Annotated in this window: 21 protein-coding genes and 2 pseudogenes; 12 read left to right on the top strand and 11 right to left on the bottom strand. The window is 52.2% G+C overall.

The window, feature by feature from the left end; genetic code table 11:
• Positions 1 to 18 precede the first annotated feature (18 nt).
• On the bottom strand, positions 19 to 282 hold the full coding sequence (locus AC3Z8Y_RS05960; RefSeq protein WP_490088857.1) for a flagellar biosynthetic protein FliQ: 264 nt from the start codon (positions 280 to 282) through the stop codon (positions 19 to 21).
• A gap of 921 nt (positions 283 to 1,203) precedes the next feature.
• Between AC3Z8Y_RS05960 and AC3Z8Y_RS05955 the strand changes: the two genes are divergently transcribed.
• Positions 1,204 to 1,515 (top strand): DUF2845 domain-containing protein, encoded by a 312-nt coding sequence (locus AC3Z8Y_RS05955; protein WP_490088856.1) that lies wholly within the window; start codon positions 1,204 to 1,206, stop codon positions 1,513 to 1,515.
• 98 nt (positions 1,516 to 1,613) lie between these two features.
• Here the strand turns inward: AC3Z8Y_RS05955 and AC3Z8Y_RS05950 are convergent, their stop codons facing one another.
• Entirely contained in the window at positions 1,614 to 1,850 is a 237-nt protein-coding gene (locus AC3Z8Y_RS05950) for a hypothetical protein (RefSeq protein ID WP_490088855.1), read from the bottom strand.
• A gap of 425 nt (positions 1,851 to 2,275) precedes the next feature.
• Here AC3Z8Y_RS05950 and AC3Z8Y_RS05945 point away from each other — a divergent pair, with 425 nt between their 5' ends.
• The 6 genes from AC3Z8Y_RS05945 (at position 2,276) to AC3Z8Y_RS05920 (ending at position 7,196) form a co-directional block, all read left to right on the top strand.
• Positions 2,276 to 2,722, top strand: a complete 447-nt coding sequence (locus AC3Z8Y_RS05945) for a hypothetical protein (RefSeq protein ID WP_490088854.1) — start codon at positions 2,276 to 2,278, stop codon at positions 2,720 to 2,722.
• A gap of 243 nt (positions 2,723 to 2,965) precedes the next feature.
• Complete coding sequence (locus tag AC3Z8Y_RS05940; RefSeq protein WP_490088853.1) at positions 2,966 to 3,247, top strand: hypothetical protein; 282 nt, start codon at positions 2,966 to 2,968, stop codon at positions 3,245 to 3,247.
• Between the two features lie 81 nt (positions 3,248 to 3,328).
• Positions 3,329 to 3,577 (top strand): DUF1654 domain-containing protein, encoded by a 249-nt coding sequence (locus tag AC3Z8Y_RS05935; RefSeq protein WP_490088852.1) that lies wholly within the window; start codon positions 3,329 to 3,331, stop codon positions 3,575 to 3,577.
• Between the two features lie 2 nt (positions 3,578 to 3,579).
• Positions 3,580 to 4,011 (top strand): LexA family protein, encoded by a 432-nt coding sequence (locus AC3Z8Y_RS05930; protein ID WP_490088851.1) that lies wholly within the window; start codon positions 3,580 to 3,582, stop codon positions 4,009 to 4,011.
• Positions 3,998 to 5,125 (top strand): Y-family DNA polymerase, encoded by a 1,128-nt coding sequence (locus AC3Z8Y_RS05925; protein ID WP_490088850.1) that lies wholly within the window; start codon positions 3,998 to 4,000, stop codon positions 5,123 to 5,125. Before AC3Z8Y_RS05930 ends, AC3Z8Y_RS05925 begins: the two co-directional genes overlap by 14 nt.
• Positions 5,031 to 7,196: a hypothetical protein gene (locus AC3Z8Y_RS05920; RefSeq protein ID WP_490088849.1), complete on the top strand. Its 2,166-nt coding sequence runs from the start codon at positions 5,031 to 5,033 to the stop codon at positions 7,194 to 7,196. The genes AC3Z8Y_RS05925 and AC3Z8Y_RS05920 overlap by 95 nt, the downstream gene beginning before the upstream one ends.
• A 9-nt stretch (positions 7,197 to 7,205) precedes the next feature.
• Here AC3Z8Y_RS05920 and AC3Z8Y_RS05915 read toward each other — a convergent pair.
• The 3 genes and pseudogenes from AC3Z8Y_RS05915 to AC3Z8Y_RS05905 all read right to left on the bottom strand — a co-directional run bounded on the left by AC3Z8Y_RS05915 (position 7,206) and on the right by AC3Z8Y_RS05905 (position 10,898).
• Positions 7,206 to 8,131, bottom strand: a pseudogene (locus AC3Z8Y_RS05915) (tyrosine-type recombinase/integrase).
• A 283-nt stretch (positions 8,132 to 8,414) separates the two neighbouring features.
• Positions 8,415 to 9,401, bottom strand: coding sequence for a hypothetical protein (locus AC3Z8Y_RS05910; RefSeq protein WP_490088848.1), 987 nt, complete (start codon positions 9,399 to 9,401; stop codon positions 8,415 to 8,417).
• Positions 9,402 to 10,286: 885 nt separating this feature from the next.
• The gene (locus tag AC3Z8Y_RS05905) at positions 10,287 to 10,898 is read right to left on the bottom strand and encodes a hypothetical protein (protein ID WP_490088847.1); all 612 of its coding nucleotides are present in this window, start codon (positions 10,896 to 10,898) and stop codon (positions 10,287 to 10,289) included.
• A 708-nt stretch (positions 10,899 to 11,606) separates the two neighbouring features.
• Here AC3Z8Y_RS05905 and AC3Z8Y_RS05900 point away from each other — a divergent pair.
• The 5 genes and pseudogenes from AC3Z8Y_RS05900 to AC3Z8Y_RS05880 form a co-directional block, all read left to right on the top strand.
• Positions 11,607 to 11,726: pseudogene (locus AC3Z8Y_RS05900) on the top strand (Y-family DNA polymerase); the annotation flags it as partial.
• Between the two features lie 510 nt (positions 11,727 to 12,236).
• The gene (locus AC3Z8Y_RS05895; protein ID WP_490088846.1) at positions 12,237 to 16,019 is read left to right on the top strand and encodes a sialidase family protein; all 3,783 of its coding nucleotides are present in this window, start codon (positions 12,237 to 12,239) and stop codon (positions 16,017 to 16,019) included.
• 518 nt (positions 16,020 to 16,537) lie between these two features.
• A complete protein-coding gene (locus tag AC3Z8Y_RS05890) occupies positions 16,538 to 16,675 on the top strand; it encodes a DUF4113 domain-containing protein (RefSeq protein ID WP_490088845.1) in 138 nt (45 codons plus the stop codon).
• Between the two features lie 37 nt (positions 16,676 to 16,712).
• Positions 16,713 to 16,961: an aldehyde dehydrogenase family protein gene (locus AC3Z8Y_RS05885; RefSeq protein ID WP_490088844.1), complete on the top strand. Its 249-nt coding sequence runs from the start codon at positions 16,713 to 16,715 to the stop codon at positions 16,959 to 16,961.
• Positions 16,962 to 17,106: 145 nt separating this feature from the next.
• On the top strand, positions 17,107 to 17,238 hold the full coding sequence (locus tag AC3Z8Y_RS05880; protein ID WP_490088843.1) for a RidA family protein: 132 nt from the start codon (positions 17,107 to 17,109) through the stop codon (positions 17,236 to 17,238).
• Positions 17,239 to 17,346: 108 nt separating this feature from the next.
• On the opposite strand, the gene AC3Z8Y_RS05875 is transcribed toward AC3Z8Y_RS05880, so the two are convergent.
• The 6 genes from AC3Z8Y_RS05875 to AC3Z8Y_RS05850 form a co-directional block, all read right to left on the bottom strand.
• Positions 17,347 to 17,592 (bottom strand): helix-turn-helix domain-containing protein, encoded by a 246-nt coding sequence (locus AC3Z8Y_RS05875; RefSeq protein WP_490088842.1) that lies wholly within the window; start codon positions 17,590 to 17,592, stop codon positions 17,347 to 17,349.
• 242 nt (positions 17,593 to 17,834) lie between these two features.
• Entirely contained in the window at positions 17,835 to 19,799 is a 1,965-nt protein-coding gene (locus AC3Z8Y_RS05870) for a GAP1-N1 domain-containing protein (protein ID WP_490088841.1), read from the bottom strand.
• Positions 19,796 to 20,674 (bottom strand): TRAFAC clade GTPase domain-containing protein, encoded by an 879-nt coding sequence (locus AC3Z8Y_RS05865; protein ID WP_490088840.1) that lies wholly within the window; start codon positions 20,672 to 20,674, stop codon positions 19,796 to 19,798. Before AC3Z8Y_RS05865 ends, AC3Z8Y_RS05870 begins: the two co-directional genes overlap by 4 nt.
• Positions 20,675 to 21,601, bottom strand: a complete 927-nt coding sequence (locus AC3Z8Y_RS05860; RefSeq protein WP_490088839.1) for a TRAFAC clade GTPase domain-containing protein — start codon at positions 21,599 to 21,601, stop codon at positions 20,675 to 20,677.
• Positions 21,601 to 22,671: a GTPase-associated system all-helical protein GASH gene (locus tag AC3Z8Y_RS05855; RefSeq protein ID WP_490088838.1), complete on the bottom strand. Its 1,071-nt coding sequence runs from the start codon at positions 22,669 to 22,671 to the stop codon at positions 21,601 to 21,603. The genes AC3Z8Y_RS05860 and AC3Z8Y_RS05855 overlap by 1 nt, the downstream gene beginning before the upstream one ends.
• An 11-nt stretch (positions 22,672 to 22,682) precedes the next feature.
• Positions 22,683 to 23,957 (bottom strand): metallophosphoesterase, encoded by a 1,275-nt coding sequence (locus AC3Z8Y_RS05850; RefSeq protein WP_490088837.1) that lies wholly within the window; start codon positions 23,955 to 23,957, stop codon positions 22,683 to 22,685.
• Positions 23,958 to 24,105 lie beyond the last annotated feature (148 nt).

Here is a 24,105-nt window from a genome sequence, read left to right as displayed (position 1 = left end):
TTCCTGGCGAAACGCGGATTACAAAAACGCCGCTTGTGTGATGATGTCGATTGCAAAGCGTTGCAGTGACGCAAGCATCCAACTGCCGAATAGAAGCAGCATGGCGATCGTCACCATTAATTTGGGGATGAAGGTCAGGGTCATTTCTTGGATCTGGGTGGCGACCTGAACAATGCTGATCACCAGCCCCACAATCAAAATCGCCAGCAGGACAGGAGCGGCCACCGTTGCGGTAGTCAGCAAGCCCTCCTTAAGCACGTGCAAAACGTAATCCTGATTCATGGAGTGCCCATCCCTGGAGTGCTCGATATAGCGGAGCGATATTCTGGGTATGGCGTTAGGCCATACCTGCTGAAGCGGCGGCGATGCTATCAGTAGGCTATTAGGGTGGCAATATGCTCGTAAGTAAAAAGATACAAAATGCTACGAGCAGCTAGAATGCCGTTTCACAGGCGGAGGAGTTTCCTCTCAAGTCCCGAGATTGGCGGCGCCGTATTCCAGATCAACGACGCGCCGCGCCAGCACGGCATCGTCGCCTTCAGCAGCAATTAGGCGCTGTACGGTGACGTGTCCGAGCACGTGCGGACGATCATTGAAAGCAGGCCGGCGCGCACCAGGCGCTGGCCGGCACGCTGAACGCCCCGGATACCCGGGCGTCTGCCGGTGTCCCCGACCCTGCTACGCCGGCCATGGGCCGGCAAAAGGGCGAAAATGCCCTGTGGTCGGCGGTATGGCCGTGTGAATTGATCCCGCCGCTGGGGCATGGCTGGGTGGTCAGTGCCGACGCGCTGCCTTGGAACGATCTTCAGGCACAGCTGCGGTATGTTGTCTACAGCCCACCCTATGGGGGCAACCTGCATGTGTGCACGTTCAATCACAGCGGTGCCCGGTGGTGGTCTGAAGCAGGCGCAACCGGTCTCAGCGATGTGACCCATTGGCGCGTGGCCTGTGCTGATGAGCCCGAGCACAGCGTACTGGCAGGGCCAGCACCGAAGACTACCCAGGTTGACGCGCAAGACCTGGCCAGCTCCAGCGCTGGTGGGCGTGGTATCGCACTTATAAGGGCATAGAGGAGGCTTAAGGCCAAGCCTACAGCGTACGGGAAGCGGCTTGTGCTCAACTTCAGTGCTAGCTCAAAATGTCAGGACTGGCGTAAATACGGCGCAATTCGAGTCTTCTAGCGCAGATCAAAAGCGAGTGGGTATGAATAGAGTGGGAGCGTTTAAGCGAAGCATCTTTGCCGGTGCGATCCTGTTTAGCCTTCAGGGTCTAGCATTTGCTGATATGAGGTGCGGAACGGGGATAGTGGCTGAAGGCGACTCTACCTATGACGTGCAACGAAAATGCGGCCCTCCGGCCCACCGGGAGGTAATACCGGCGGCGCCGGGCTTTACCAGGTCAGAAAAGAATCATGCTGTGACCGTGGAAAACTGGGTGTATGGACCTCAAAACGGTGCTATTTATCAGCTCAAATTCCTTGACGGTAAGCTGGTTAGCATTGGTTTTTCTCGATGATAGGGCTCACTGAGCATTCCAGCGTTTTCAATCATTGGCGGAGCCATCAGATAGCGCCTGAGCCATTGTTCTAATAGCCGGGTGATCTAACGCTAAAGCTACGCCCCGTTGTATGCGTGCTCGTAAATGGCGGCGCTGTTGCCGGCGGCCTCACGGGCCGTAGCGGCAACAAGCCGGTCCTTTAGCCGCTTCACTTCGGTTTCAAGCTCGCCAATCCTGGTCTGCTGCTGCTTGATCCGTTGCTGGTCATTGTCGTGCTGGGTCACCAGCTGGGCGCTCCGACGCCGGCCATTGGCGAGTTCGCGGCACGCCTCGTCCAGTTCATGATTGAGCATGGTGCAGTGGTGTTTCCAGGCCGAGCATGGACGGCATACCCAGCGAGAACGTTTGAAGCTACAGGCCAGCGGCCGGAGGCAAGCACAGCGCGCAGCCCGGGACGGGCGAAGGCGTGAGGGATTGAAGGCCCGAAGGGGGCAAGACCAACGACCGGCCACCCCACTGGAAAGAAAATGGCTCTTGCCACGGGTTCGAGAACGCAATCTAACAGGATGTCCAGCATTCCACCCCGCGAGCTCAGCAAGGCTCTGTCGAATTTGTTGCTCGGTGCGCTGCGACTCGCGATACTCACAAACGCACGATGTCTTTGTTGCGTCGCGCTGAGGTCGAGCACGACTTGAGCCTCGCTGTGAAGCCCGATACGTAGGCAGGTGGATTTAAAAACCGTGCCGCTTTCTTGGATTTGAAGGAAGTGTGAACCAATTTGGAAAAAACAACTAAAGTCATCGTCTGTTGGAGCTTGCTGCTATGTTGCCTGGGGGTGGCGGCGGTTGTTTTCAAACAAACAATAGCGGTGCGTCATCAGCCCACCAAACCTAGCCCCCTCAGCGATCTGATAGCGGTTTCCACATACTCTATTCCTAAGAATCGCATGATCGATGAGGGTACGATATTCCTCCGTGCAGAAGCCTATAATAGTCACACATTAGCGCTTTATTATGAGGCGGTTGATTACGAAGCCAACCCAGCTGGCTTTGACTTGGCTGCGACAAGGCTTGAAGCAATAAAGGTTGCATGCGACCCTAAAAAGCTTAAAGCGAATTCGATATTAACCATGGGCGGCACCTATGTTTTTATCTATGGGAGTAAAACTATAAAGGAGATTGGCCGGTTCGAAATCGATAAACAGGTCTGTGACGTCTCGTCGTAAATCCTATTGCAGGCGCCAGCTGTGAACGTTTCCTGGTGTGGGTCAGGCAGTAGCGTCGAAGGCTGTTCGTCCATGCCGGTTGTCTGTTTTTAGTGTATGTATGTACAGTATAACCTTAAGCGCAGGTCTTGGAACGGCCTCCTGGTCGCCATCCAGAACCGAAGGATGCGCGCTCAATCGCGGTTGCAGCGCCGGCACGGATCTGGTTCTACAGTAAGGGCGACGCACAGGAGGACACTGGATATGACAGTCGCAGACGATGCTCACGCTGTACTGGAACAGCCCTTGCGGGCCTTTTGGGTGGGTCTGGAAGAAATCTACGCCGCCTACAGCCCGGAAGGCGCGTTGCAATTGGCCAACCAGGAATACGGCCAGGTGTTTTTCCGGATCGAGGACGTGCAGCGGTGCGAAGCGTCCACGCTTGAAGCGCCGGCCTATTCAGCCCTGGGCTCACGCATGGGCCCACCGTGGCAACACGTCGCCCTCATGCGAGCACCTGGCTACGTTTGCATAGGTGAGCCCTAACCCGATGACTGGAAAGAAAAAATCTTGCTGAGCTGGTTTTGGCTGTAATACTGTAAATACATACAGTTAAGAGTCATCGTTATGGCCAAGCAACCTTCCGCGCCCGTACAACCCCAGCCCTATGACCTTTTGGCGATGCGCCTGCAGCGCGCCATTAACCATCCCGCCGCGCAACAGGCCAAAACGGCCTTGCTTGAACGGCTGGACGGCGACTCGGAAGAAGCTTGGGAGCGGATCATGGAGGAGCTGGGCGAAAACGATAACGTAACCCTGGCCTACCGGGACGATGGCCATATCCAGATTTTCTGGACCGTGCTGCAGGACGATTGACCATGGCGTTTTCTGTCCTGGGGCCGCTGGCACCGTCCGTGTATCCCCTGCCCTTTTTCGCCTGCCGCGTGCCGGCCGGGTTTCCCTCGCCAGCGGCGGACCATCTGGAAAAGCACATCTCCCTGGATGAGCTGTTCGACCTGCGCGCCCCGCATATCTACCTGGTGAAGATCGAGGGCGACAGCATGACCGGTGCCGGCTTGTTCTCCGGCGACCTGGTGATCGTGGATCGCGGCCGCGAAGCGCGCCATGGCGACATCGTGATTGCCGCGCTCAACGGCGAGCCGGTGTGCAAGCGGCTACACCGCAAGGGCAGCGAAGTCATTCTCCAGTCCGAAAACCCGGCTTACCCTCAACGCTACGTGCTGGAAAGCGATGACATGACCATCTGGGGTGTAGTGCGCTACAGCGTGCGCGATCATGCCTACGCCTGAGCCGGTATTCGCCTTGGTGGACTGCAACAGCTTCTATGCCTCGTGCGAGCGGGTGTTTCGGCCGGACCTGGCCAAGACGCCGATTGTGGTGCTGTCGAACAACGACGGTTGCGTGATCGCCCGCAGCTATGACGCCAAGCCCTTCGTGAAAATGGGCGCGCCGTACTTCCAGATCAAGGACACGCTGCGCCGGCACGGGATCGTCGCGTTCAGCAGCAATTACGCGCTGTATGGGGAGATGTCCGAGCGGGTGATGACGATCATCGAAAGCATGGTGGCCGGCGCCGAAGTCTATTCAATTGACGAGATGTTCTGTGACCTGACCGGCCAGCCGGGCGACCTGAGCGCCCTGGGCCGGTCGATCCGGGAGAAGGTGCTGCGCTGTACCGGCATTCCGGTCGGCGTGGGCATTGCCCGCACCAAGACCCTCGCCAAGCTGGCTAACCACACCGCCAAGCGCTTGCAGCAACAAACCGGCGGCGTGGTGGACATCTGCGACCCGTTCAAGCGCGACTGGGTGCTGCGCAACACCGCCGTAGCCGAGGTATGGGGAGTGGGCCGACGCCTGAATACGCACTTGCAGGCCATGGGCATCCACTCGGCCATGGACCTGGCCCATGCCGACCCCGTGACCCTGCGGGCCAAGTTCAGCGTGGTGCTGGAGCGCACGGCCCGCGAACTGGCCGGCGTGCCCTGCCTGGAACTTGAAGACCAGGACCCACCCAAGCAGGAAATTTGCTGTAGCCGCATGTTCGGCAAGCGGCTGACCGACCTGGCCCCGATCAAGGAAGCGGTGGCCAGCTACACCGCGCGAGCCGCCGAGAAGCTGCGCGCCCAGGGATCGATGTGCAAGCAGATGCGCATCAGCGTGCGTACCGGCATGTTCAACCCGGACGAGCCAAATACGCGAACGGCGTCCTGGTCGAGCTGCCCTACCCGACCCACGAACCTGTTTCATTATCCCGCCGAAGCGGTGAAAGAGATTGTAGTTGGGATTAACAGCGAAGTCCGCGCTATCAATGCTTGCAAAAGGTTTTCTGAAGCTTATGGGGGAGGTATCTGCGTTAAAAAAATTGAAAAAAAAGAAGGGAAACTGCATATTACTACACTGTAACAGCTATTTTAAAAAGTTATCTGGCGAGGCTGCTTTGGATATATCAGAATTTATTTCGCGTTGCGATGAGCTATTTCAAGAGAGTGAAGAAAAGAATTTCGTCAGAACGCCTAAAGGCTATGAAAGAATATATTCTTTAGCGAGGCGGGAAATTTCTGAGCCAGATAACGTTTTTCGAGCCTGCGTTTATCTGCGTCAAAAGATTGTAATTATGCATCATCAACAAGGGCTAAATTATTTAAAATACGTCCCGGTTATAGATGCCATCCGAGATTCTGCTAGAAAACCTCTTCCGAAGGGTGTAGCTGATCCTCATAAAACGAATTGGGTAGAGATTTTAAATATTATAATAAGAAATCGTAGGGAAATCTCTTTTTTTGATAGCTCACATTCATCATTTGTAGACTACAAGCATGATAATTTTTCCTTTGCATATCAAAGGCTTAGCTCAGCAGGAATAGTGATTGCTGAACAGGACTACAATTTTTTTATTTCGGAAGAAAGCTACTCTCTAATAGATGAAAAAATAGATAGCCTTTGCTCGAGATACGGAGGGAAGAATATACTAAAGACCTTAACTGACCGTATCGGTAAGGCGTTTAATTCGATATCTGGCCGATTCATGGAATATCGGTATGTCAGCCAAGGATTAACAACGGTACAAACTGCTTTACCAATTGGGTACCTTTACGCGCTTGGTGTAAAGTATGCAGAAAAAAAGGGAACTGCAGAGAAATCCTATTACGAGGCGCTACTAAATCTAGTGTCCGATATAATAATTATTTTTGAAATCCAACCGTATTCACAATTTGAAGCGATGCATGTTAATGCCAGCGGGGTAATTCCATTTATAAAAAGAAACATGCTTTATGATAGCCTCGTTGGACTACCCCAAACTAAATCGAGTTATGCTTCAGATTTGGTAAAATACATAAATACCGCAATTGACCCAAGAGGGTTTGAATCGTTCGGCATAAAAATACGGGATATAGCCCGGGTAGCGCTGGCACTAATTTCACTAGCAAATACCAAGCGTCTGACCGACATTACCCCAAGAGAAGTATCACTAAAATCCAGAGTTTCTGAATTTAAATCAAAAGAAGTTTTAGATAGGTTCTTCTGTAGTGTTTCTGGAGCAGTAAACTCTAAGCTTAAGTTTCCTCCATCAAGCTTGGACATAAACTATTACTTTAAACCCTGCGTAAAAACAGGCGAGAAGTATTTCTTGTTGCCGAAGAGCATTGCTGCCATTGGTTCTTTAAATTCATTTAATGACTGTATATCAAGGCCTAATGGAAAATGGTCGAACCCTAAAGATAGCGCGTTAGGATATGCAATAGAAGATTTCCTACGGAACAAATTTTCAGAAAAAGGCATATATTTTATCAATGGCCTTCAGATGGAGAGTGACGCAGATATCGAATGCGATCTGATCTGTGAAGCTGACGACGAAGTCTACATTTTTGAAATTAAAAAGAAGGCACTAACTAGGCAAGCGTTGTCTGGAGATGAGCCCAAAATTATTTCTGACCTAGCTGATAGTGTTTTGGCTACGCATTTACAAGCAATGAGAATCGAAAAAGCTTTAAAAAGCGTAGAGGTGTTTGCTGTAAGTTATAAAGGTATCGAAAAATCCCTATCGCTAAAAGGGAAGCCTGTAATCAGAATTTCTGTAAGTCTTAATGACTTCGGTGCCTTGCAGGATAAGACAGTGATGCAGCGTATACTGACTGTCGCTATATCTACCCAGGTGGAGCATCCGGATCCAGCTTTAGATAAAGATTTAAAAACCTGGAAAGAGCATTCAGTACAATTAAAGAAGCTTGCTGTTGAAAACGGAGAGATTGGAACCCCAGGCAATATGCCATTTCATAACTCTTTATTTATGAGTTTTCCTCAAATAATGATGGTTTTGGAAAACTCTAGTAACCCTAAAGAGTTTTTCCGCAACATTAAAAGCTTTATTTACATGACGACCGGTACTCGCGACACCTATACGGAATTTCTTAATAGATTAATATTTTCAGAACAATGCAAAGCTGAAGGAATTCCCGGCTACAATGATGATTGATACATATAATTAATATATAGACCGGTAATATTTTACCTTATATGTCGAAGAATCCTCGGGCCGGTTCTGCCGCCGATCATAAATTCGCGTGGTACTGATGTTGGCATGGCCGAGCCAAGCCTGGACCTTGGCAATGTCCACCTCATGCTACAGGGCATTGGTGGCTGCGGTTGCACGCAGCCCATGCACCCCCAAACCAGCGACCTCGATGCCGGCTTTCTTCACATAGGCTTCCACGAAGGGATAGATGCCGATGGCCGTGACGCCGCCGCCGGTCTGCGGACCGCGTAGGGGCATGAAACATGCGGAGCTTTGGGGTTCGCTAGGTGATGCGCTGAGCGCTCTAGGTAGGCATGAATGCGCTCGGCCGCCACCACGTGCAACGGCAAATAACGCACCTTGCCACCCTTCCCTTGCACCAACAGATGTTTCACCCCGCGCCGCTCGAGCATGTCGCTCACCCGCAGCTGCGCGGCTTCCTCTTGGCGCAGACCGTGGTACAGCAACATCGCCAGAATGGCCCGATCGCGCAGCCCTTTGAGCGTGGTGTGATCGGGGGCTTCGAGCAGGGCTTTGGCCTGGTGGTTGCCCAGCGCCGGGGTCTTGCCCTCGTTGGTTTCGATTCGGGGCCGTTTGACCCACGCACCGGGTTGCTGTCGGCGACCGCATTGTTTTCCAAGAGGTGAGCGAACAGGCTTGCCAGTGCCGCCAGTTTGCGGCGGATCGTGGCGCCGGCCAATCCGCGTCGTTACAGGTCCGCCCGCCAGGCCAGGAGGGCGCCCGCGTGACCAGGCGACGATCAGCCGCACCGGCAAGCCCTATAAAGGAAGAGAAATCTCTCAGATCATTCTGGTACGCACGGCGCGTGCGCGGGTTGTCGATGTTGGCAAACCATTCCACCGGGCGGGTACCCGGGCTAGGTGCTGAAATTCCACCGCCGTGAGCCGTCGCTCCCCTCCCCGCTATTGGCTGACCAGTTCTTGGACGCCTGTCGGTTCTCAGGCCAGTTCGTAAAGCTCCCTAAGATTCTCAGTCCGGCGATAGATGAGGGATGCCCTCTACGGCCCATTTCGTGAGCGCCACACAAAAACTGGGCCAAGGCCGATAAGGGTCGACAGCAGTCTCTCCGCCGAGCCCTCGGTAAAAGTCTGATCTAGTTGAGCGTATACATGTTAGCACCTGTTCGTATCGCTAATCTATTGAATAAATATTTGGGGATTAATTTTTTGGTCCTCCCGAGCTTGTGGGCGACTTTTTTATAGCGTTGCTGGCCAGATCCTGTGCAGTGATGTCATCTATCAGCTTTTTAGTCTCTTCGTCGCTTTTAGCAGTAGGCTTGCAACTTATAGGCACGAATCTATATGCCCCTTTGCTATCGGGTATTGCCAACGCAGCGCGATCATCTGACATAGGCGCGACGTACACGTTTTTTACCGCCCTTAGTCCGCAAAACGTTGTAGGCAAATGGAAGGAAGAAAAGGCAATTGCCTGTCTCAGCCGCGGCTCGTAGATGCCCTTGCTAACAACCTTTTCCATAATTGTCAAAGAAAGAATAGCAGATAGGGCGATGGCCACTATAGCGGTGATATCCAAAGTTTTATTATCGCTCCGGGCAGACGCTTTCTTATTTTGTTCACGAAAGTCGAGGATTAGACTCCTAATTAACAGGATTGGCATCAGTGGGAGGCTGACATAGCCCAAAGTAAGGGAGAATGCGATGAGCCAGATGACAGGCGTTAAGATAAGCGTGAGGAACAGCTGGGCACTAGGCAAATCCTGCGGGTCAAGACCGCTTAATTCAGCAATGGTGGAATCAGAATAAATCTTCGAAAGCGTCGCTACGGTAATAGTTAACGGCACAAAAAGAGCTTTCAATATTCCGCCGTATTCCCCCCAGAGCTTCGATACATTCCAGTAAAAGTAAAGGAAAATAAGCGCCCCAATACAATCTGCGGCCAATACCGAAACTAGAAGCTTACTGCTAAACTTGACACCATAAACTGAGGAAAATCCCACAAGAAAAAACACCGCAGTGGTAATCCCGAATAAGGTAGTCGCATATGCGATGGGTTTCCAGCGCCGTATCTCTTCGGTGCGCTCCCTGTACCACGCCCGTTTTCGAGCGGAGCATTCCACGTTTTTGACGTAACCGACGAGCGCTGGACCTATAAGGTAAAGCGATATCAATGTCGTGATAGCTAGCACTTGGGCTCCTTTAAGCTAGAATTAGCATGAGCATAGTTAAACACATAATCAATAATAGGAGCGAAGGCTCAAATAAGGAAGGAGACGAAAAACTACCTGAGGCAGCAGAAAACCTTTTATCTCATTAAACCAATTGACATTATCAAGACTAAAAATAGATACGCAGCTTCCTTTTTTAAAATTAGCACCTAAAAGCTTAATGGGGACAAAGAAAATAATGTAAATTTATTTATGTGCACCTCGATAAAGCAACCGAGATTTAGCTCTTTCCTTTTTGACTTAAATCTTAAATAGCGTCTCGCGCTTTTTAAGTCGTTCAGCGCGTAATTTAAAATCATCTCAATTGAATACCAATCATGGTTAATCTTAGCATATCGGAGTGCACGATAAAGTGTTTAGAAAAATATGTTACCGTCAGTAAAATAGGTGTAAACAGCAATCTAAGCGAAGCTATAAGCTGAGAGGCAAAGGCACTCCAAAACATTGCTGTTACTAAAGCAAGAAAAAAATAAGATAACTAGGCACCTAATAGCAAGCTACACAGCAAAAAATGGCGCTAGCGCAGGAATTATCCCGTATTCCCAATACCTGATTTACTATTTTTGGTTATGACTGACTCCTCGCCGCCGGTATAGATTAATTTTTTCCAAATCATTTAGCAGGCCCTTTATATTTCCCATAGCTATCCAGTTATGATATGCGTTATTTATTGTATGGAATAGATGCGCCATCGAGGCCGGCTGCTGCGAAAACTCGCAGAGGCCGGCTCACTTAGAAAAACCTCCGCCTTGTCGATAATTTATGTTGATAATCTAAGGTGGATGGCAACAGAACATATGCGCCTGCCGGCCTATGGAGAATAGAAATTGATCATCCATTGCGATCTTAAGGACTATAGTTCGACGTATTACTCGTATCCGACGCGAAATGGGGAGCGGGCAATGCTAGAGATATTGCATAATCTTGAAGCGATGAGACCCCTGTGATCTTGCCATCCATAGAAACACCCACAACTAACCCCATCGTTGATGGCGACACGTGGCTACCGCTCCCTCCACCTCGGCGGTCCGGTATTTTGAATTTCGAAAGGCGTCGGAGATAGTGGTCGAATGTCTTCTTATCAGTACCATGTGTCAGAATATCCAAAGCTGCGCAGGTGTATTCTGGGTCAAAATACCGCTGCGCCAGCAGCTCCAGCGATAGTGGTTGCTGCTCAGAGGTCTGCTTCGCGTAAACAACGAAATGGTGCTTGTAGCCACGCAGCGCTTGTCGCGCATTGACGAATTTTTTAAAGAGCGAGATTTCCGTGCTTAAGTCGGATTTTGTCGCCTTGAATTCCACCAAGACCAATCGTGAAGCTTGGCCAAGGATGGCGTCGCCGGCCGTTCGTTCATGCTTACCTGATAAAGGCGCAGCAAAATCAACCTTTCCAGCGATGGCACCTTCCGCGATAAATCGCCACTCCACCGTTTTTTCCCACCACTGGTGCTTGCTCATTGAATACCGATCGGTTTCCTGTACTTAGCTGGATTCACACATACATATCCAAGGTTTCCCTTGAGCGCCGCCGCAATCCGCTCACCCTGCAGCGCGCAGTCATACACTATCATAAATGTGCTGATCGGTTTTAATCGGAACCACAGTCCGCCATAAAGCTTTTAGGACGTGAGTGCAAATCCTGCTCGGGGCTCGCCAAAACCACCTGATCTAAGAAGCTGAGTACGTTAGCCAGCAGCGTGGACAAAGCTTCGCGACTGACACGAACGAGGCGCATACCGATCTATGCCGCTTAAGCGGTCACTTAATGGAACCTGACGTCGTAGCCCAATCCCGCAGTTGATCGGCAAGGGTATAGATGAAGACGCGTTGAGGCTGATGGTGCACAGCAACGCGGTGCGCAAAGTGGTGGTGGCCCGGGCCGAAGCCGACCGGGCCAAATGGACCGTGGCCGTTCGCCTGGGTGGCCCAGGCTCGCGGCTGATCCCGCTGCGTTCGCGGCGTGAGCCCGTGCGCACCTGGGCGAGCCTCACGACCGTAGAGCGGTTCGCGGAGAAAGTGGGCACCCTGGGTTTGGCGTGGAGCTGTAGCGCGACAATTGCAACGACAAATACGGGATCAAGGACACCCCCGCCTACTCCCAACGCTACGTCCTGGAAAGCGATGACATGACCATCTAGGGTGTGGTTCGCTATAGCGTGCGCGCTCATGCCTACGCCTGAGCCGGTATTCGCCCTAGTGGACTGCAACAGCTTCTATCCCTCCTGCGAGCGGGTATTTCGGCCGGACCTGGCCAAAACGCCGATCGCGGTGCTGTCGAAAAACGATCTGAGCGATACGGATTATTAGCAACACCGGGCTTAGCTCTCAGATCCGTGGAAGCGACAGGCAGCTCTCGACAAATGTGTTGAAGAATTCCAAGCTACCCTCGCAATAACTGCTGAAAATCCTATTTTTGCTCAGAGCTACGTGAAATTTGAGCCCGGAATCCTCTCCTGGAAACAAGGATTCAATCTCAAGCGCGTACTTTTCTACGGCAAAAACCATGACTGACCTTTTCACCGCAGTCGCTCCAAAGTAGCTGTTCAACTTTGGCTATAGACCGCCAATCATAGGAATTTCAATAGTTTATTTTTAAAAACCACCGCAATGGCTTTGAGATAGATATAGCTTGGTAAGCTGTATACTGGCATCAGGGGGGGGTAGAGGCAGAGCGCCAGTCACAAGGTAGCCAAGGGAAAGGTGCATCATGAATTTAGTCGAATTCCATCGTTTTGACGCCTTTGAGCTATTATAAAAACGACCTAGCCTTCAGCGCAGCTTAGGAGCATAGCAAAGATGAAAGGTCTGATCACTTTGCTAGCACTGGATAAGTCTCTTGCTCAATCAATAGTTCAGGAAGGTGCGCCAAGTGGACTAGGGCTATGCAAGCTCATCGACATTTTGGTAATGCTCGTGTTGTTTACTGTCTTTTCTGATACCACTCAAGGTGAACTACTTAAGAATGTTGTCCAAGTTTTTGCGCCGCAACCGCAGTTTACGTTCCGCAATTTTCAGCCCACATACAGAAATACTGCCGTAACGAAAAGCGGGCGCGTATTGGCGGTCGGGGATGGGGGCCCTTTAGCGATCGGTGACGACCATGGAACGAAATGGAGGACACAATGGATCGCTCGTGACCGGAACTTCACTGACATCGCTCTGAGTGAAGACAAAAGGACAGTTTGGATTACCGCATCAACGGGATCGAGCAGCTCAGGAGAGCTGTATGTGAGTCGTGATGAAGGGGATACGTGGAACCTCTTTCCAATCAAGCTTGCATTCGAGCCGTACGGTGTGGCGACTACAGGTGATGGAACGCAGGTGTGGGTCGGTGGGCGCACCGGAAAAGTCGTTCATGCCAAAACCGGCGATACGTCCTTCAAAACGGTGATGGATCTCGGCGCGACGTCGATCATTACACTTGTACGAGTCCTCCCAGATAGCGGCCACCTGCTTGCCGCAGGTAACAATGGTCTAATCGCTATTTTGCGCGGACAGAACGTTTCGGTTGAACGGCCAACGTGCGGCTCTGGCTCCTCCCTCATGACTTTCGCACAAAATCAAAAAGGTGGAACTATCTGGCTGGCCGGCTCAGGCGGAACGGTTTGCAAGAGCATCGACCAAGGCCGGAATTGGAAAGTCACCCATATCCCATATTTTATTGATTCCATCTTCGCACTCGCTTACGAAGCTAAAACTGATCGTCTTTTTGCTGCAGGCAGTGGCTCATGGGTTGGCGTACAAAATGGGGCGACCGGCGTCTGGCAGGACCTGCCCACTCCGGAAGTTCAAACTACTATCCATTACTTCGCTGTCGATGAGACGAGTAATACCATATGGGCCGCAGGCGCGAACGCGATGGTTTTCCGCAAGACTATCGGAGATGACATTTGGACGGCGGCGACACCCCCTGAGGCCCAGATATCGTTGAATGCAATTGCGAACTCAAGGGACGGGCGTCGCATATTTACTGTGGGCAATCAAGGCTCACTTCGGGTATCGCTGGACGCCGGCGAAACATGGCAGTATTCAACGAGGGATAAAGACAGCAGCTTCTTTGGCGTGGCCACGGACGAGAGTGGCAAAGTCGCATATGCGGTGGGGAGCGCTGGTGCATTATATCGATGGGACGAAACAATAGGCCAATGGGAGAGCTTACATAACTCGCCGACGAAAGAAGAGACTCATGCTATCTGGATGAGCAAAGACGGCGCCACGATTGTCCTTGCTGATAGAGCCGGGAAAATGTTTAGAAGCACCGATCATGGTCGACTCTGGAATGCTATATCGTTGGCGCCGCAGGGACGTGGCTTTCTCCGCATCGCAAGTAGTAACGACGAAAAAGTACTTGGTGCGATCGGTGATAAAAGCCTGGTGTTAATCAGTCGTGACGCCGGTGCAAACTGGGTGGCGTACAAAGGCCCGGAGGAAACCTCGCTTTCGTCGATTGCATTCTCAGAAGGACGCATCTGGGTGGCCGCAGCCAATCCTCGCATCAACTATTCGGAGGACGGCGCCCAGACGTGGCACACCCTCACCGCTCCATATGATGTAACAGCCATCGTAGGTCAGGCCCAGGCAGCGGATTCATTGTGGATAGTGTCTAGAGAGCGCGCGCTTTTCTCGGGCGATGAGGGAAACTCATTCAGTCGCTTCCTGACCGAACGCAGTAGTTATGAGCTCACCGATGTTTCGGTGACTGCGAGCGGAGAAGCGTTCATTGCGACACAGGGAGGCGAAGTGCTGTCGGCAACCAAAACCGGCGCTATGTTCCCTATTCTCAAGAAATATAAATTACCCAACGTCCTTAGCACTGGCGAGAATGCGGGAACCCTCGTATTTTCTGATAAATCTACATGTGCTTCGGAGGAGCTTAAGGTCAAAAGCTGGCTCGTGACGCTGGATGGAAAGCTTTCGCTTGATCTGCCTTCCGAGCTCACTTGGCGGGACATGACCACCGCACATCTCTCGATGAATGTTCCTGAGGATCTACCGGCTAGCAGTCTCAAATTGAATTTGATGATCAGTTGTGGCCCTGACTATGCACGAATGTACTCGTTCGAGGGATTGAGTCTCAAGCCTTGGTACGAAGTAATTCCCGGCGGCTTCGATAGCATTGCGATTTGCATATTTATTCTCCTATTTCCCGCACTGATCTTTTTGCTTTACCTCGTTAAACCAGTATGGCTTTTGCGTCTGCATAAAGGCCTAGATACGCTCTCACTGCCTCCACCATTTAATTTTATCGCCCGCGTGTTCCAGCACTATCTTCTTGTCGATGTTTTGATCAAAAAACGCCGGGTACTGGATGCGTGGATTGCTGAAGTCATACCTACCTTCGAGCGGCGATGGCGCACGCTCAGTTTCGCGAAGATCAATGAGGTGTATTTCCCACTGAATTTTCAGTTTGAGGGCTCTGACGGAACAGCGAATAGCTTCTCAGAACCGAATCCGCGAGAGCTAGGAAGCCTCATGTGGCAGTCACCGATAGCAGCACAGATTATCGGCATCGGCGGCATTGGAAAAACCACGCTTGCCGCAGCGCTTGCACGATGGCTTTTGAGTGGTGAGATGCTTGGTCATCGTGTACTACCTTTGATATTTGAAGGAAAAATCACTGATCTCGATGATGCGGTGTCTGACACCATGAAGTTAATGCTGGATGATATTACGCCAGACGCTGCCTTCATAGCGGCACTACTTCGGCAAAAGAGACTAGTGCTTATCTTCGATAGATTCTCTGAACAGGATGAAGGGACTCGAGTCGAAATGAGATCAGCCTTTGCGCGACTGCCTTCTCTAAAATTATGCATTTTCACATCAAGATCTCTCATTGCAGTCGATGCAAATGTCTGTCAGCTTCGACCATCGTCCATAAATAGCGCAACGAATCTGGCCAGCTATATGGAGCGGGAACTCAAGCGCCTCGACAAGCTTGGGGTCTATGCGAGCGTTTCGGAAAGAGCATCGCTTGTTGCGGAACTGGCAAAAACGCTTGAAGCCGATTCCGCGCAGGTGATCACGCCCTTGCTAGCGAGCATGTTCGTCGAGTTAGTGCTTCAATCTAAAGTTTCGGCGACGGGGCTAAAAAAGTTGTTGCCGCAGACGACCACAGAATTATACTTGAAGTACTTCTATGTCATGATTGCTAGCAAGGGTAAGGGCCCAGCGGCATTTAGATACGATATCGTCGTAGATGCCGGCGGCCGCCTTGCAGAACTCTCTGTAATGGGCCGCTACGCGCCTCTGCCGTTCCGGTTTGCTGACGGGGTCAAGGCGGTCGAACCAATAGTGGGCGCCCAATCCGAACCTCTCATTGATGCAATCCTCGCCTCAGGCCTTCTGGATCGCGATGAGTCGCTGGGACAAACCTCCTTGAGTTTTACAATTGACATGCTTGCGCAGGTGCTTGCCTCATACCGGCTACTTGCAGTCAATGGCCTCTCTGATGATTGGTGGGCAGCGTTCCAATCGAGCGTGCCCGGGGGATCTGAAATCGCCGCGGATTTCTTGCGCATCGTGTCGATGGTTAGGACTACTCTTCTGCAATCCGAACAGCGGGCTCCTGCAAGAAAATAGACGGTTTAAGATCAAACCCTTCTGCGATCCCGCTGAAGGTCTTTCGACTATTTCAACCGCAATCAATCGAGTCGGCGACTTGAACGAAAAACCCAGTGCAACGTCTAGCCGATGTGACGGCCCGAAAAAAATATTTGATGGTTCATTTCATAAACATCGTCAGCTTCCGAATGGACAACAGGAAGCCTTTCGGATGGTGCAATACTCTCTCGTCAGCTTCACCTCGCAGCGTCTAACTCGTAAGGTGAGGCGTCCCGGTTTCTATACACACCTTAACGACGGCTTCTGACCGATCCTGTTGAAAAGTAACCCTAAATTCGCCAACTGTGTGCTAGTGGAGCTGCCCTATCCCACCAACGGCACCTTGCTGATGACCAATGCCGCCACCGTCCCTAGAGCGGATCTTCAGGCCAAGCTATCGCTACAGCGAGGCCAAGGTGCTTTCGCCGGACCTGCCCCAACGGTGAATACACCGATGACCTGTTTGCTCAGACGCAGCCGAAAAGTGCGAGCTGCAGGTGCTGGCTACGATCAACACCCGCTGGGGCCGCGGTACGCTGCGCTCAGTCACCCTGCCCATAGCGCCGGACTTTGGCATGCGCCGTGATCTGATGAGTCAGAGTTACACCACACGCATCGACCAGCTGAGATCATGAAGGCGCAGTAGCGCCACGGCAGATCAGCCTGAGGTAGGTGAACCATGCGTGGACCTCGTCAGCACGCACCCAGCACGCTTCCCGGGAGCGGGCGGCCGGCATGGTCAGCATTAACCACACCGGCCTGGCACTGCCGGAAACACCATTCGGTGGAATTAATGACAGCGCCTATGGCAGTGGAGGCGGTAGCGAAACATTCGCTGGTTACGTGAACATCAAATTTATCACCCAGTACGAACAGCTGCCCCACTGCCCCAATGGTATTATAAGGATAAATCATGCTTGAAGTCATCGAGACCGGTATCGCCCGCTCCAAGGCACCGTTGAAAGGCGCCGTGCGGACGGGGATCTGGTGTATTCTGCGCACATCGGCAAAACCCCGAAACAGGCATCATCGTTGAAGGCAATATCGAGGTGCAGATCCCCAGGCCTTGAGCAACCTGCGCCAGGCGCTGCAAGCAGCGGGCCGCAGCTTGGCTAACGTTTTCCATGTCCAGGCTTTTCTCACGGAGCGTGAAGATGCGCCAGGCATGAACAAGGTCTGTGCAGAGTTTTTTTCCTGAGCCGTTTCCTTGCCGGGCTACGGTGGTGGTGAAGGAATTATTGTCCGCGGGCGCTCGCATAGAACTGGCTGCCCACGCCATGTTCATCAGTACCCAGCAGGGTCCGATCTAGCGGGGGGCTGCATCCGCCCCATTGCAGGCATCAGATCTTGCAAAGATCGACCTAGCTCGATGCAATAATGAGAAACGTGTTGGCTGATGCCAGCGTTGTGCAGACACTCTTGCCCTTGCGCTGCGAACGACGCCCAGCGCCTTGATGATGTAATCGGCATCGTCGGCTTCAATGGCGTCGGCCAGAAATACCTCAATGGACTCAGGGTCTGTTAGCCCTTCCGCCGGGTCGTAGTCGTGCAATTTTCTCTTTCATGCATCACTCCAAGGGCCCGCTGGTTGCTTCGCATTTTCAATGTCGCGTGGTTGGGTAGCCGTGTTGCTCACAGCAGGATCGCCACCAGCGCCCAGTCGCGCTCGAGTCGGCAAAGCGATGCTGCAGCTAACTGGTGTTATGTTGAATCACCACCGACCAGTGCCAGGCAAGGTTTTGTAATACCGAAGGCTCCATCAGACCAGATGCTGGCCTTCGCCAGACTCGTAGCCTAAAATTGAACGCTTGCCGCTTCCGCATAAACATCGCCGTCTTGGATTTCCGATGCAGCCTCTGCCAGCAGCTTACGGCCTTTTTTGGTTGGCAATAATCGAGAGTAGCTGAGTGGGGACCATTGATTTTTTACGTACGCAGCCGCGATGGTTAAACGAAACCGTAACGCCATGTCCCAGGCTTTAAGCCATCCTGGATCAGCCAATATATCCCAGAGCACTTCTTTGGCAGAGTCCGCCAACTGAGAATTCATCAATTGATCATGGATGCGGCTATATATCTGTTCAACCAATGCCATGCCGCCCAAACCACCGCCAGCAATTGCAATTTTGATTGAAAGACATTGCAATTTATCTGTGCGCTCTACAGACAGGTCATTGGTCACATTAGTGAATGCTATACTCCACAATTTAACCATATGGACGGCATTGTGTGGTATTCGCCAGTCTAAAATTTCGGCAATCGCGTAGAGCTGGCTGCCATAAGAGATGCAGCCTATTACATCTGGTTGCAACAGTATTTCAGGAGCTCTCCTGAGAGCGTGCCACCATACAGTGGCAGTTACATGCCTCTCCTGCTTCATTGACAGCAAAACCTGTCGAGTAGTCTCAACCGGGAAGAGCTCAAAGAAAACATCTACTATTAGCGCGTCATCGCGCACCAAAAAGTGTGGAATCATACTCTCGAAACTGGGTATTTGATCATGCACCAATGTCACCAGGCGCGCTAAAGAGGAAGACTTGATATCCAATACCCAGTTTTCAAGCAATAGATTAGGCTTCGCCTGGATCAATCTCATCTGTAATTTCAAGGAACCCGTTGTGATCAACCAGATCAAGGCATCATTAGGGCTATCGAGCAGACACTTAACCAGCACTTCGCCCAAATAATCATCAGTACTAATCGCTGCTTCCAGCAGCGGGAGCATCTCGTTAGATCGCTCCGGCCAAAGCTCACGTAACCGCTCAAGGTTGGTGGCATTCGGAGCTGGAAAGACCGCGCGTTTGCCGTCTTCAGAAAGCAGCCATTCCAATATCCGTGGTTGCGTTGCCGGCACCAATACGCCATCCACAAGATCCTGCTTCAGACGCTGCGCATCATGTGGAGTCGGGAACGATTGGGTGACGAGTTCAATCAGTTCAGTTGCAGCGTCTCTATCATTCTTTTGTGCAATCAGGTTGATGCGCGTCAGGGGAAGGAACGATCCCCGCTGGCGCTTCACGTCTTTTCCGTAAAGCCATAGGAACGGCCTGAGAATACCTTTTGGCCCCGCCGCCACATCTGCTGATGCCGCCACAAGCCAGGGAGCGGTCTGCCGAGAATTAGATAGCACTACCACCGAGGACGGCGACAGCTCGGCAGTGACATCAAACCGCGTACCGCTGAAAGAGCTGGATCCTCTTGAAACAGCGGTACGAAAGCGAAGATTGCGGCGCAATCTTGGCCACTGCTGAGACCAAACAGCGAACAAAGGAGCATCCAACTGACCAGGGATCTCGATCTCAACTGACTTAGTCGCTGACGCATCATAGAGTGACAACAGAATCTGATTAACCACTCCGGGGTCGAAGGGAGCTGAATCGCCTTTGAGCTCGAGCAAATTCAGGCTCAACGCTTCTCGATATCGCTCCTTGTCGGCCAGTCCTGTCGGTTTGACCGCGAAGCTGCGCAACGCAGAAAGATCATCAAGCGATTCGAAAAGAGCCGGGGGAATCAGCAGCGCATGGGTCCACACGCACCCAGGGCGAGACATTTCAGGAGCAGGCCAAGTGCGCATTAGTACGTAGCAGCCAAGTGCAGGCACAGGCAAACCAGTCCAATAGCCGTGGGTTCGAGTGAAAACGGTGTCCGGCGCCAAGTCGCTCAGCTCCGTAAGGAGTGAAGTCTCAGCGCCCAAAGGGATGGAGGACGCCAACAATCGATGGCCGTCATCGTATCCGAATAAACATTGATCGAATTTCATTCTTCAGCCGACATCAACCAGACCAGCGGAGCAGTCAGATCGTGCTCTGCGTCATCATGCCCCACAATCTGGACTCGTCGACTCGCAGGAAGCTTTCCAATCGCTTCCACTCCGCGGCTGTCATCTAGGCTTACACCCTGAGCCGAGACCCCGTACACGCGATGAACATACGATTGGCCATTGGTTCGAAGAAACTGGTGAACTAGTGGCATGTTTCTCGCCAACCATTGATCCGGAGTAAGGCCCTGATCACGGATAAGATCCCACGCAGAGATCATCACAGCCAACTTGCGGATGCGTGGAGTAAAAGGCGCTCGAATAAGATCACTGAGCAGTTGCACGATTCTGACTTGCGCCGGTAAAAATTTTGGCTCCCACTCTATCGGCGTCGCAGGTTGGCCATCCAAATCTAAGGATTCAGCGTCGCCCGCCTCGTTTCTAAACTCAGGTGGCAATCGATTATTATATTCAGTGATGGAAAGCGTATCCTCCTTAACATTGGAACTAATAAAAAACAAAATTCCGTCTTCCGCGTCCGCCTGCATAACAAAGTCAGATTTGCACCGGCGTTCTTCAACTTGCAGGTCAAAAACCTCCCCCGCCAGATCGGGAAACAGCGCCGTACCGCGAGCCCCGGTAACTTGATCATGGAGGTTGATTTCCACCTCGGTATCACCCGTCTGCGTGGTCCGAGAGAGCTTGCCAAATTCTCGCCAGGCGTCAGCGATGCTATTCAGATAGCGGTAGTTGCCCCGGTAGCCGTCTATCGTCAAACGGCAGTCCGTTTCTCCCGATTCGACTAAATGCCATAGCGCTGCCAGGAAGGTGGTTTTCCCGGATGCAGGCAGACCCATTATGACAAAGCTGGGATTCATCTACTTCCTCCCTCTCACGAAGAACAGATCGAATTCGCTCTTTAACACAGGAATAGCAGGCTCATCCACGGTCAGGCTGGGCTGAGGTGCAATCCAGCTTCGCAGCAGTTCATCCATTCCGCTTCCAGGCGCAAGCTCACCAGATGGATCGCGTGCAGAAATGCGAAATGATGTGAGCTCAAATTTGTCGCGAAACAATGCCGTCAGCGTCGCTTCAAACTCGCTCAGTGCGGCTAAGGCTTCAGCAGCCTCTCGAGAAAAAAGATCAATCTTGGTAGTCACCAATTGTACGCGTGCTTCTTTACTGATACTGCCGGAATCAAGCAGAGCGCGGGCCATGCTTCGGACCGAGCCAAACACAGCATGACGAGTGCGTACCTGCGACACCCGCTCGCCATCCAGGATCAACACGATGACCGAGGCCTTGCGTATTTCGACCAGCGTCGTCGCGCGCTCTGGCTCATCCCGCATATCTCGATAGGTTTCCCCTGCTCGCTCCGATATCAAAAGATCTGTGCGCAGCAGACTGGCTTCGTCTGAGACAGCCAGATGGAAGAAGCCAAGCCCCTCTTGAACGGACGTCCGAGTGGTCTCCGGGTGACTGCCGCCGGACTGGACGCGAGATTGAAAATTTTTCTTTTCAAAACCTTGCAAGCTCCAGCTGTGAGAGAAAAGTGTCTGCGCGAATGGACCCCGCAAGAACTGCTCGTACAATTGAGAGACAAGCGTAGTTTTTCCTCCATTGCGCTCTCCTACCACAGTGATGATCGAGGCCTTTCTCCAGCGAAGCAGCGCATCCGCCTCATCGGTCGAAAGCATCGTTGACGCTGGCAGCGGTGCCCACCGTGTATCGGGGCTGACGAGTTGATCTGCCTGCGGCTGCTCGAAGACATCGATGTCAACGTCACTTTCATCGTGCTCTTCCATCACAGGAACCGACCCAGCAGATGTTCACGATAGAGTTGATTGGCAAGCGCAAGCGGATCTATGCTGCTGGAGGCGTCCAAACCGGTTTGAATCGTGTACCGCGTATGCCACCCTCCCGTTTCCATAGTTTTAGCTAACTTGAGAGCAGTCGAGATTGGCGCAAGCCAAGGCGGCAGATCCTTCACGCTTGCAGACAAGGCTTCCAGATCCGCAGCAGCAAACCCATCGACAATTGCAGCAAGCGACGTCGGTTGGGACGTCTTCGCTTTTTTGGTCCCACTGAGCAAGCGCTCAAGCATCCCAGGCACAGCAACCGGCCCAAGATCGGAGAATGAGGTTAGGACGCCCAGATCAATAGCACCTGCCACAGCCGCATGCGGGGCACTTAGAGAACTGAAGCTGCGAGCCAGCGTTTTACTGTGCCCGCTGAACAGCCACCAGAGCATCTGGCTCTCTTCCTTGACCAACGCGATTTCGCGCTTTAAAGCATTTAAGCCCTTCTTCGCTTGGTTGCTTATGGTTCGTTCGGAGGACAAATTTTCAGCTCGCATTTTGGCCAGCATGGCCAAGAGCGTCTCCCAGTCACCATTCGTGACTCCAGCGATTTCCGCCTCCAACTTCGGATTGACAGTTGAAGTCACCTCAGTTGGCACAGCTTTAGGCTCACGATTGGCGATAGAAAGTTGCAAAAGCGCATCTCTCGCGCTATAGAGCAGCCACGACGCATCCTCCGGTGGACGCTGCGTGGCGGCGTTACCAGTCACGATTGCAAGGATCGTCTCTGGGTCCTCTTCGAAGATGAGCTGTTCTAGGATTAAAGCCGCGAGCACCTTCATCTCGCGTTCGTTGTTGACGAGGCTGAAGCTTGCGTCCTCTTTGGCAAATTCGTCCCGGAACCAGATCAGGCTGGCGTGAGGGCTACCGTAGTATGCACCAACCAGATCGAATACTTGGGACTGGGTGACATTTTTGACAATCCGATTCGCAGTCGCTTGTCTCGAGGTGATGATTTGTGCACTGGGGGTTAGTGCCGACTGAGCGTATCGATCTGCAAATGTGAATTCTGACATGACTGCTCCCTTCATTCTTTTTCAGCAGCTAGGACGGCTTGTGCCAAGTCTTCCAATTGCCCACGCTCATGGGCCCGAATCAATACGCGGCGAAAGCGCTCGTGGTCCGGCTGCCCCATATCTTCCTCTTCCAGCAAATTCAGCCGCCCTGCAATTTCCGATTTCTTGCTGAACGAGAGCTGGTAGAAACGCAAACCTAAGGCTCTGACATTATTCATGCTTTGGCCTTGCCCATTTTTCGACCCATTCGAGCCGCTACCCAAGATTGGAGCATCAATCGGAGAAACAGGAGCTGTGGACATCAGGGGAGCTCGCCACGACTGCAGAGGGATAAAATGCTCAAACACAGAAGCGTCGCGATCTCTCTTCGACTGAAAACCGCTCGGGGCGGTCTGCCAGACCCTGACATGGGCTTTCAGGTGCAGTTTACGCTGATCAGGCTCGCCTACGACGCACAACTCTAGAAAGTTGTACCCAGGTTCCCAACCGGCTTCTTCGCGATCCGGGTGGGTCGCACTCGCGGTAAGTCGCATGTAGTCTCGGTTCAGGTCGATCCGATTGGTGTGGATATGACCAAACACCTGCACCGGGGCAACATGATTCAAGTGATCGGCGAGCTCGGCCCCTTGGTGGAGCCAGGATAGATGATGATGGGCAATCACCATGTTCACGACGCCATTTTCGCGTGTGATCTGAAAGCTGGCGCGATCCACAACGAGCAAGCCTTTATCATCCCGGCTGCTAGACAGCACTGAGGTATTTATTCCCCAAAGCCGCAGAATCGAACCATCGTTGAGCACCAGGTCTCGAGAAGCTCTGGTCCGATCAGGCGGCAATAGGTCACAAAAAAATTGTCCGGCGAATTGGTTGAAGTTATCCAGACTCTGATAGAGCAAGCGGCTCGAAGTAGTATGTGCCAAATGTTTAGATAGCTCAGCGGCAGGGTTCGCTGCACCCTGAATCTGCTTATGAATCAGTTGTACCAGAGGGTCATCCGCCAGCTTGCGCACCGCATCATGATTTCCAGGGACGACAAAAACCGACTGCATCGAGCAGCCGCAAGCATCACATACGGATTGGAGCCACTGAGTAGCAAACTCAAACTCGGCAGGATCACCAGCAAAGGCAATGTCGCCCGAGATGATGATCGCATCCGGGGCGCCTAGCTTCTGACATTGATCGACCACATCGCGAAACAACTCGGATCGCAGATGAAAGTTCGGGTCTTGGGTCGTGCTGATTTCGGTTTTGCGGAAATGGATGTCCGAAAAGTGAAGGATTCGCAAAAAGCCACTCCTTGAGCTGTTGCCGTCCTAAGCGATCCTTTGGGCTCGGGCCACTTGAGGCAGTGTCGATTTGATATTCTAGTCATGATGCTTCGATAGCCATTCTGATGGCAATCAGATTTCTGGAGACTTATCAGAATTGAACGCC

The organism is Pseudomonas sp. 3MAES_34.3B (assembly GCF_058145875.1).
The sequence above is the reverse complement of the archived record's forward strand: the minus strand, read 5'-3'. Positions and strand labels throughout refer to the sequence as shown.

Bases quoted from the DNA above. Each gene is read 5' to 3' on its own strand.
- AC3Z8Y_RS05960 (WP_490088857.1), bottom strand. From the start codon at position 282: ATGAATCAGGATTACGTTTTGCACGTGCTTAAGGAGGGCTTGCTGACT.
- AC3Z8Y_RS05955 (WP_490088856.1), top strand. From the start codon at position 1,204: ATGAATAGAGTGGGAGCGTTTAAGCGAAGCATCTTTGCCGGTGCGATC.
- AC3Z8Y_RS05950 (WP_490088855.1), bottom strand. From the start codon at position 1,850: ATGCTCAATCATGAACTGGACGAGGCGTGCCGCGAACTCGCCAATGGC.
- AC3Z8Y_RS05940 (WP_490088853.1), top strand. From the start codon at position 2,966: ATGACAGTCGCAGACGATGCTCACGCTGTACTGGAACAGCCCTTGCGG.
- AC3Z8Y_RS05935 (WP_490088852.1), top strand. From the start codon at position 3,329: ATGGCCAAGCAACCTTCCGCGCCCGTACAACCCCAGCCCTATGACCTT.
- AC3Z8Y_RS05930 (WP_490088851.1), top strand. From the start codon at position 3,580: ATGGCGTTTTCTGTCCTGGGGCCGCTGGCACCGTCCGTGTATCCCCTG.
- AC3Z8Y_RS05925 (WP_490088850.1), top strand. From the start codon at position 3,998: ATGCCTACGCCTGAGCCGGTATTCGCCTTGGTGGACTGCAACAGCTTC.
- AC3Z8Y_RS05920 (WP_490088849.1), top strand. From the start codon at position 5,031: ATGCTTGCAAAAGGTTTTCTGAAGCTTATGGGGGAGGTATCTGCGTTA.
- AC3Z8Y_RS05905 (WP_490088847.1), bottom strand. From the start codon at position 10,898: ATGAGCAAGCACCAGTGGTGGGAAAAAACGGTGGAGTGGCGATTTATC.
- AC3Z8Y_RS05895 (WP_490088846.1), top strand. From the start codon at position 12,237: ATGAAAGGTCTGATCACTTTGCTAGCACTGGATAAGTCTCTTGCTCAA.
- AC3Z8Y_RS05870 (WP_490088841.1), bottom strand. From the start codon at position 19,799: ATGAAATTCGATCAATGTTTATTCGGATACGATGACGGCCATCGATTG.
- AC3Z8Y_RS05865 (WP_490088840.1), bottom strand. From the start codon at position 20,674: ATGAATCCCAGCTTTGTCATAATGGGTCTGCCTGCATCCGGGAAAACC.
- AC3Z8Y_RS05860 (WP_490088839.1), bottom strand. From the start codon at position 21,601: ATGGAAGAGCACGATGAAAGTGACGTTGACATCGATGTCTTCGAGCAG.
- AC3Z8Y_RS05855 (WP_490088838.1), bottom strand. From the start codon at position 22,671: ATGTCAGAATTCACATTTGCAGATCGATACGCTCAGTCGGCACTAACC.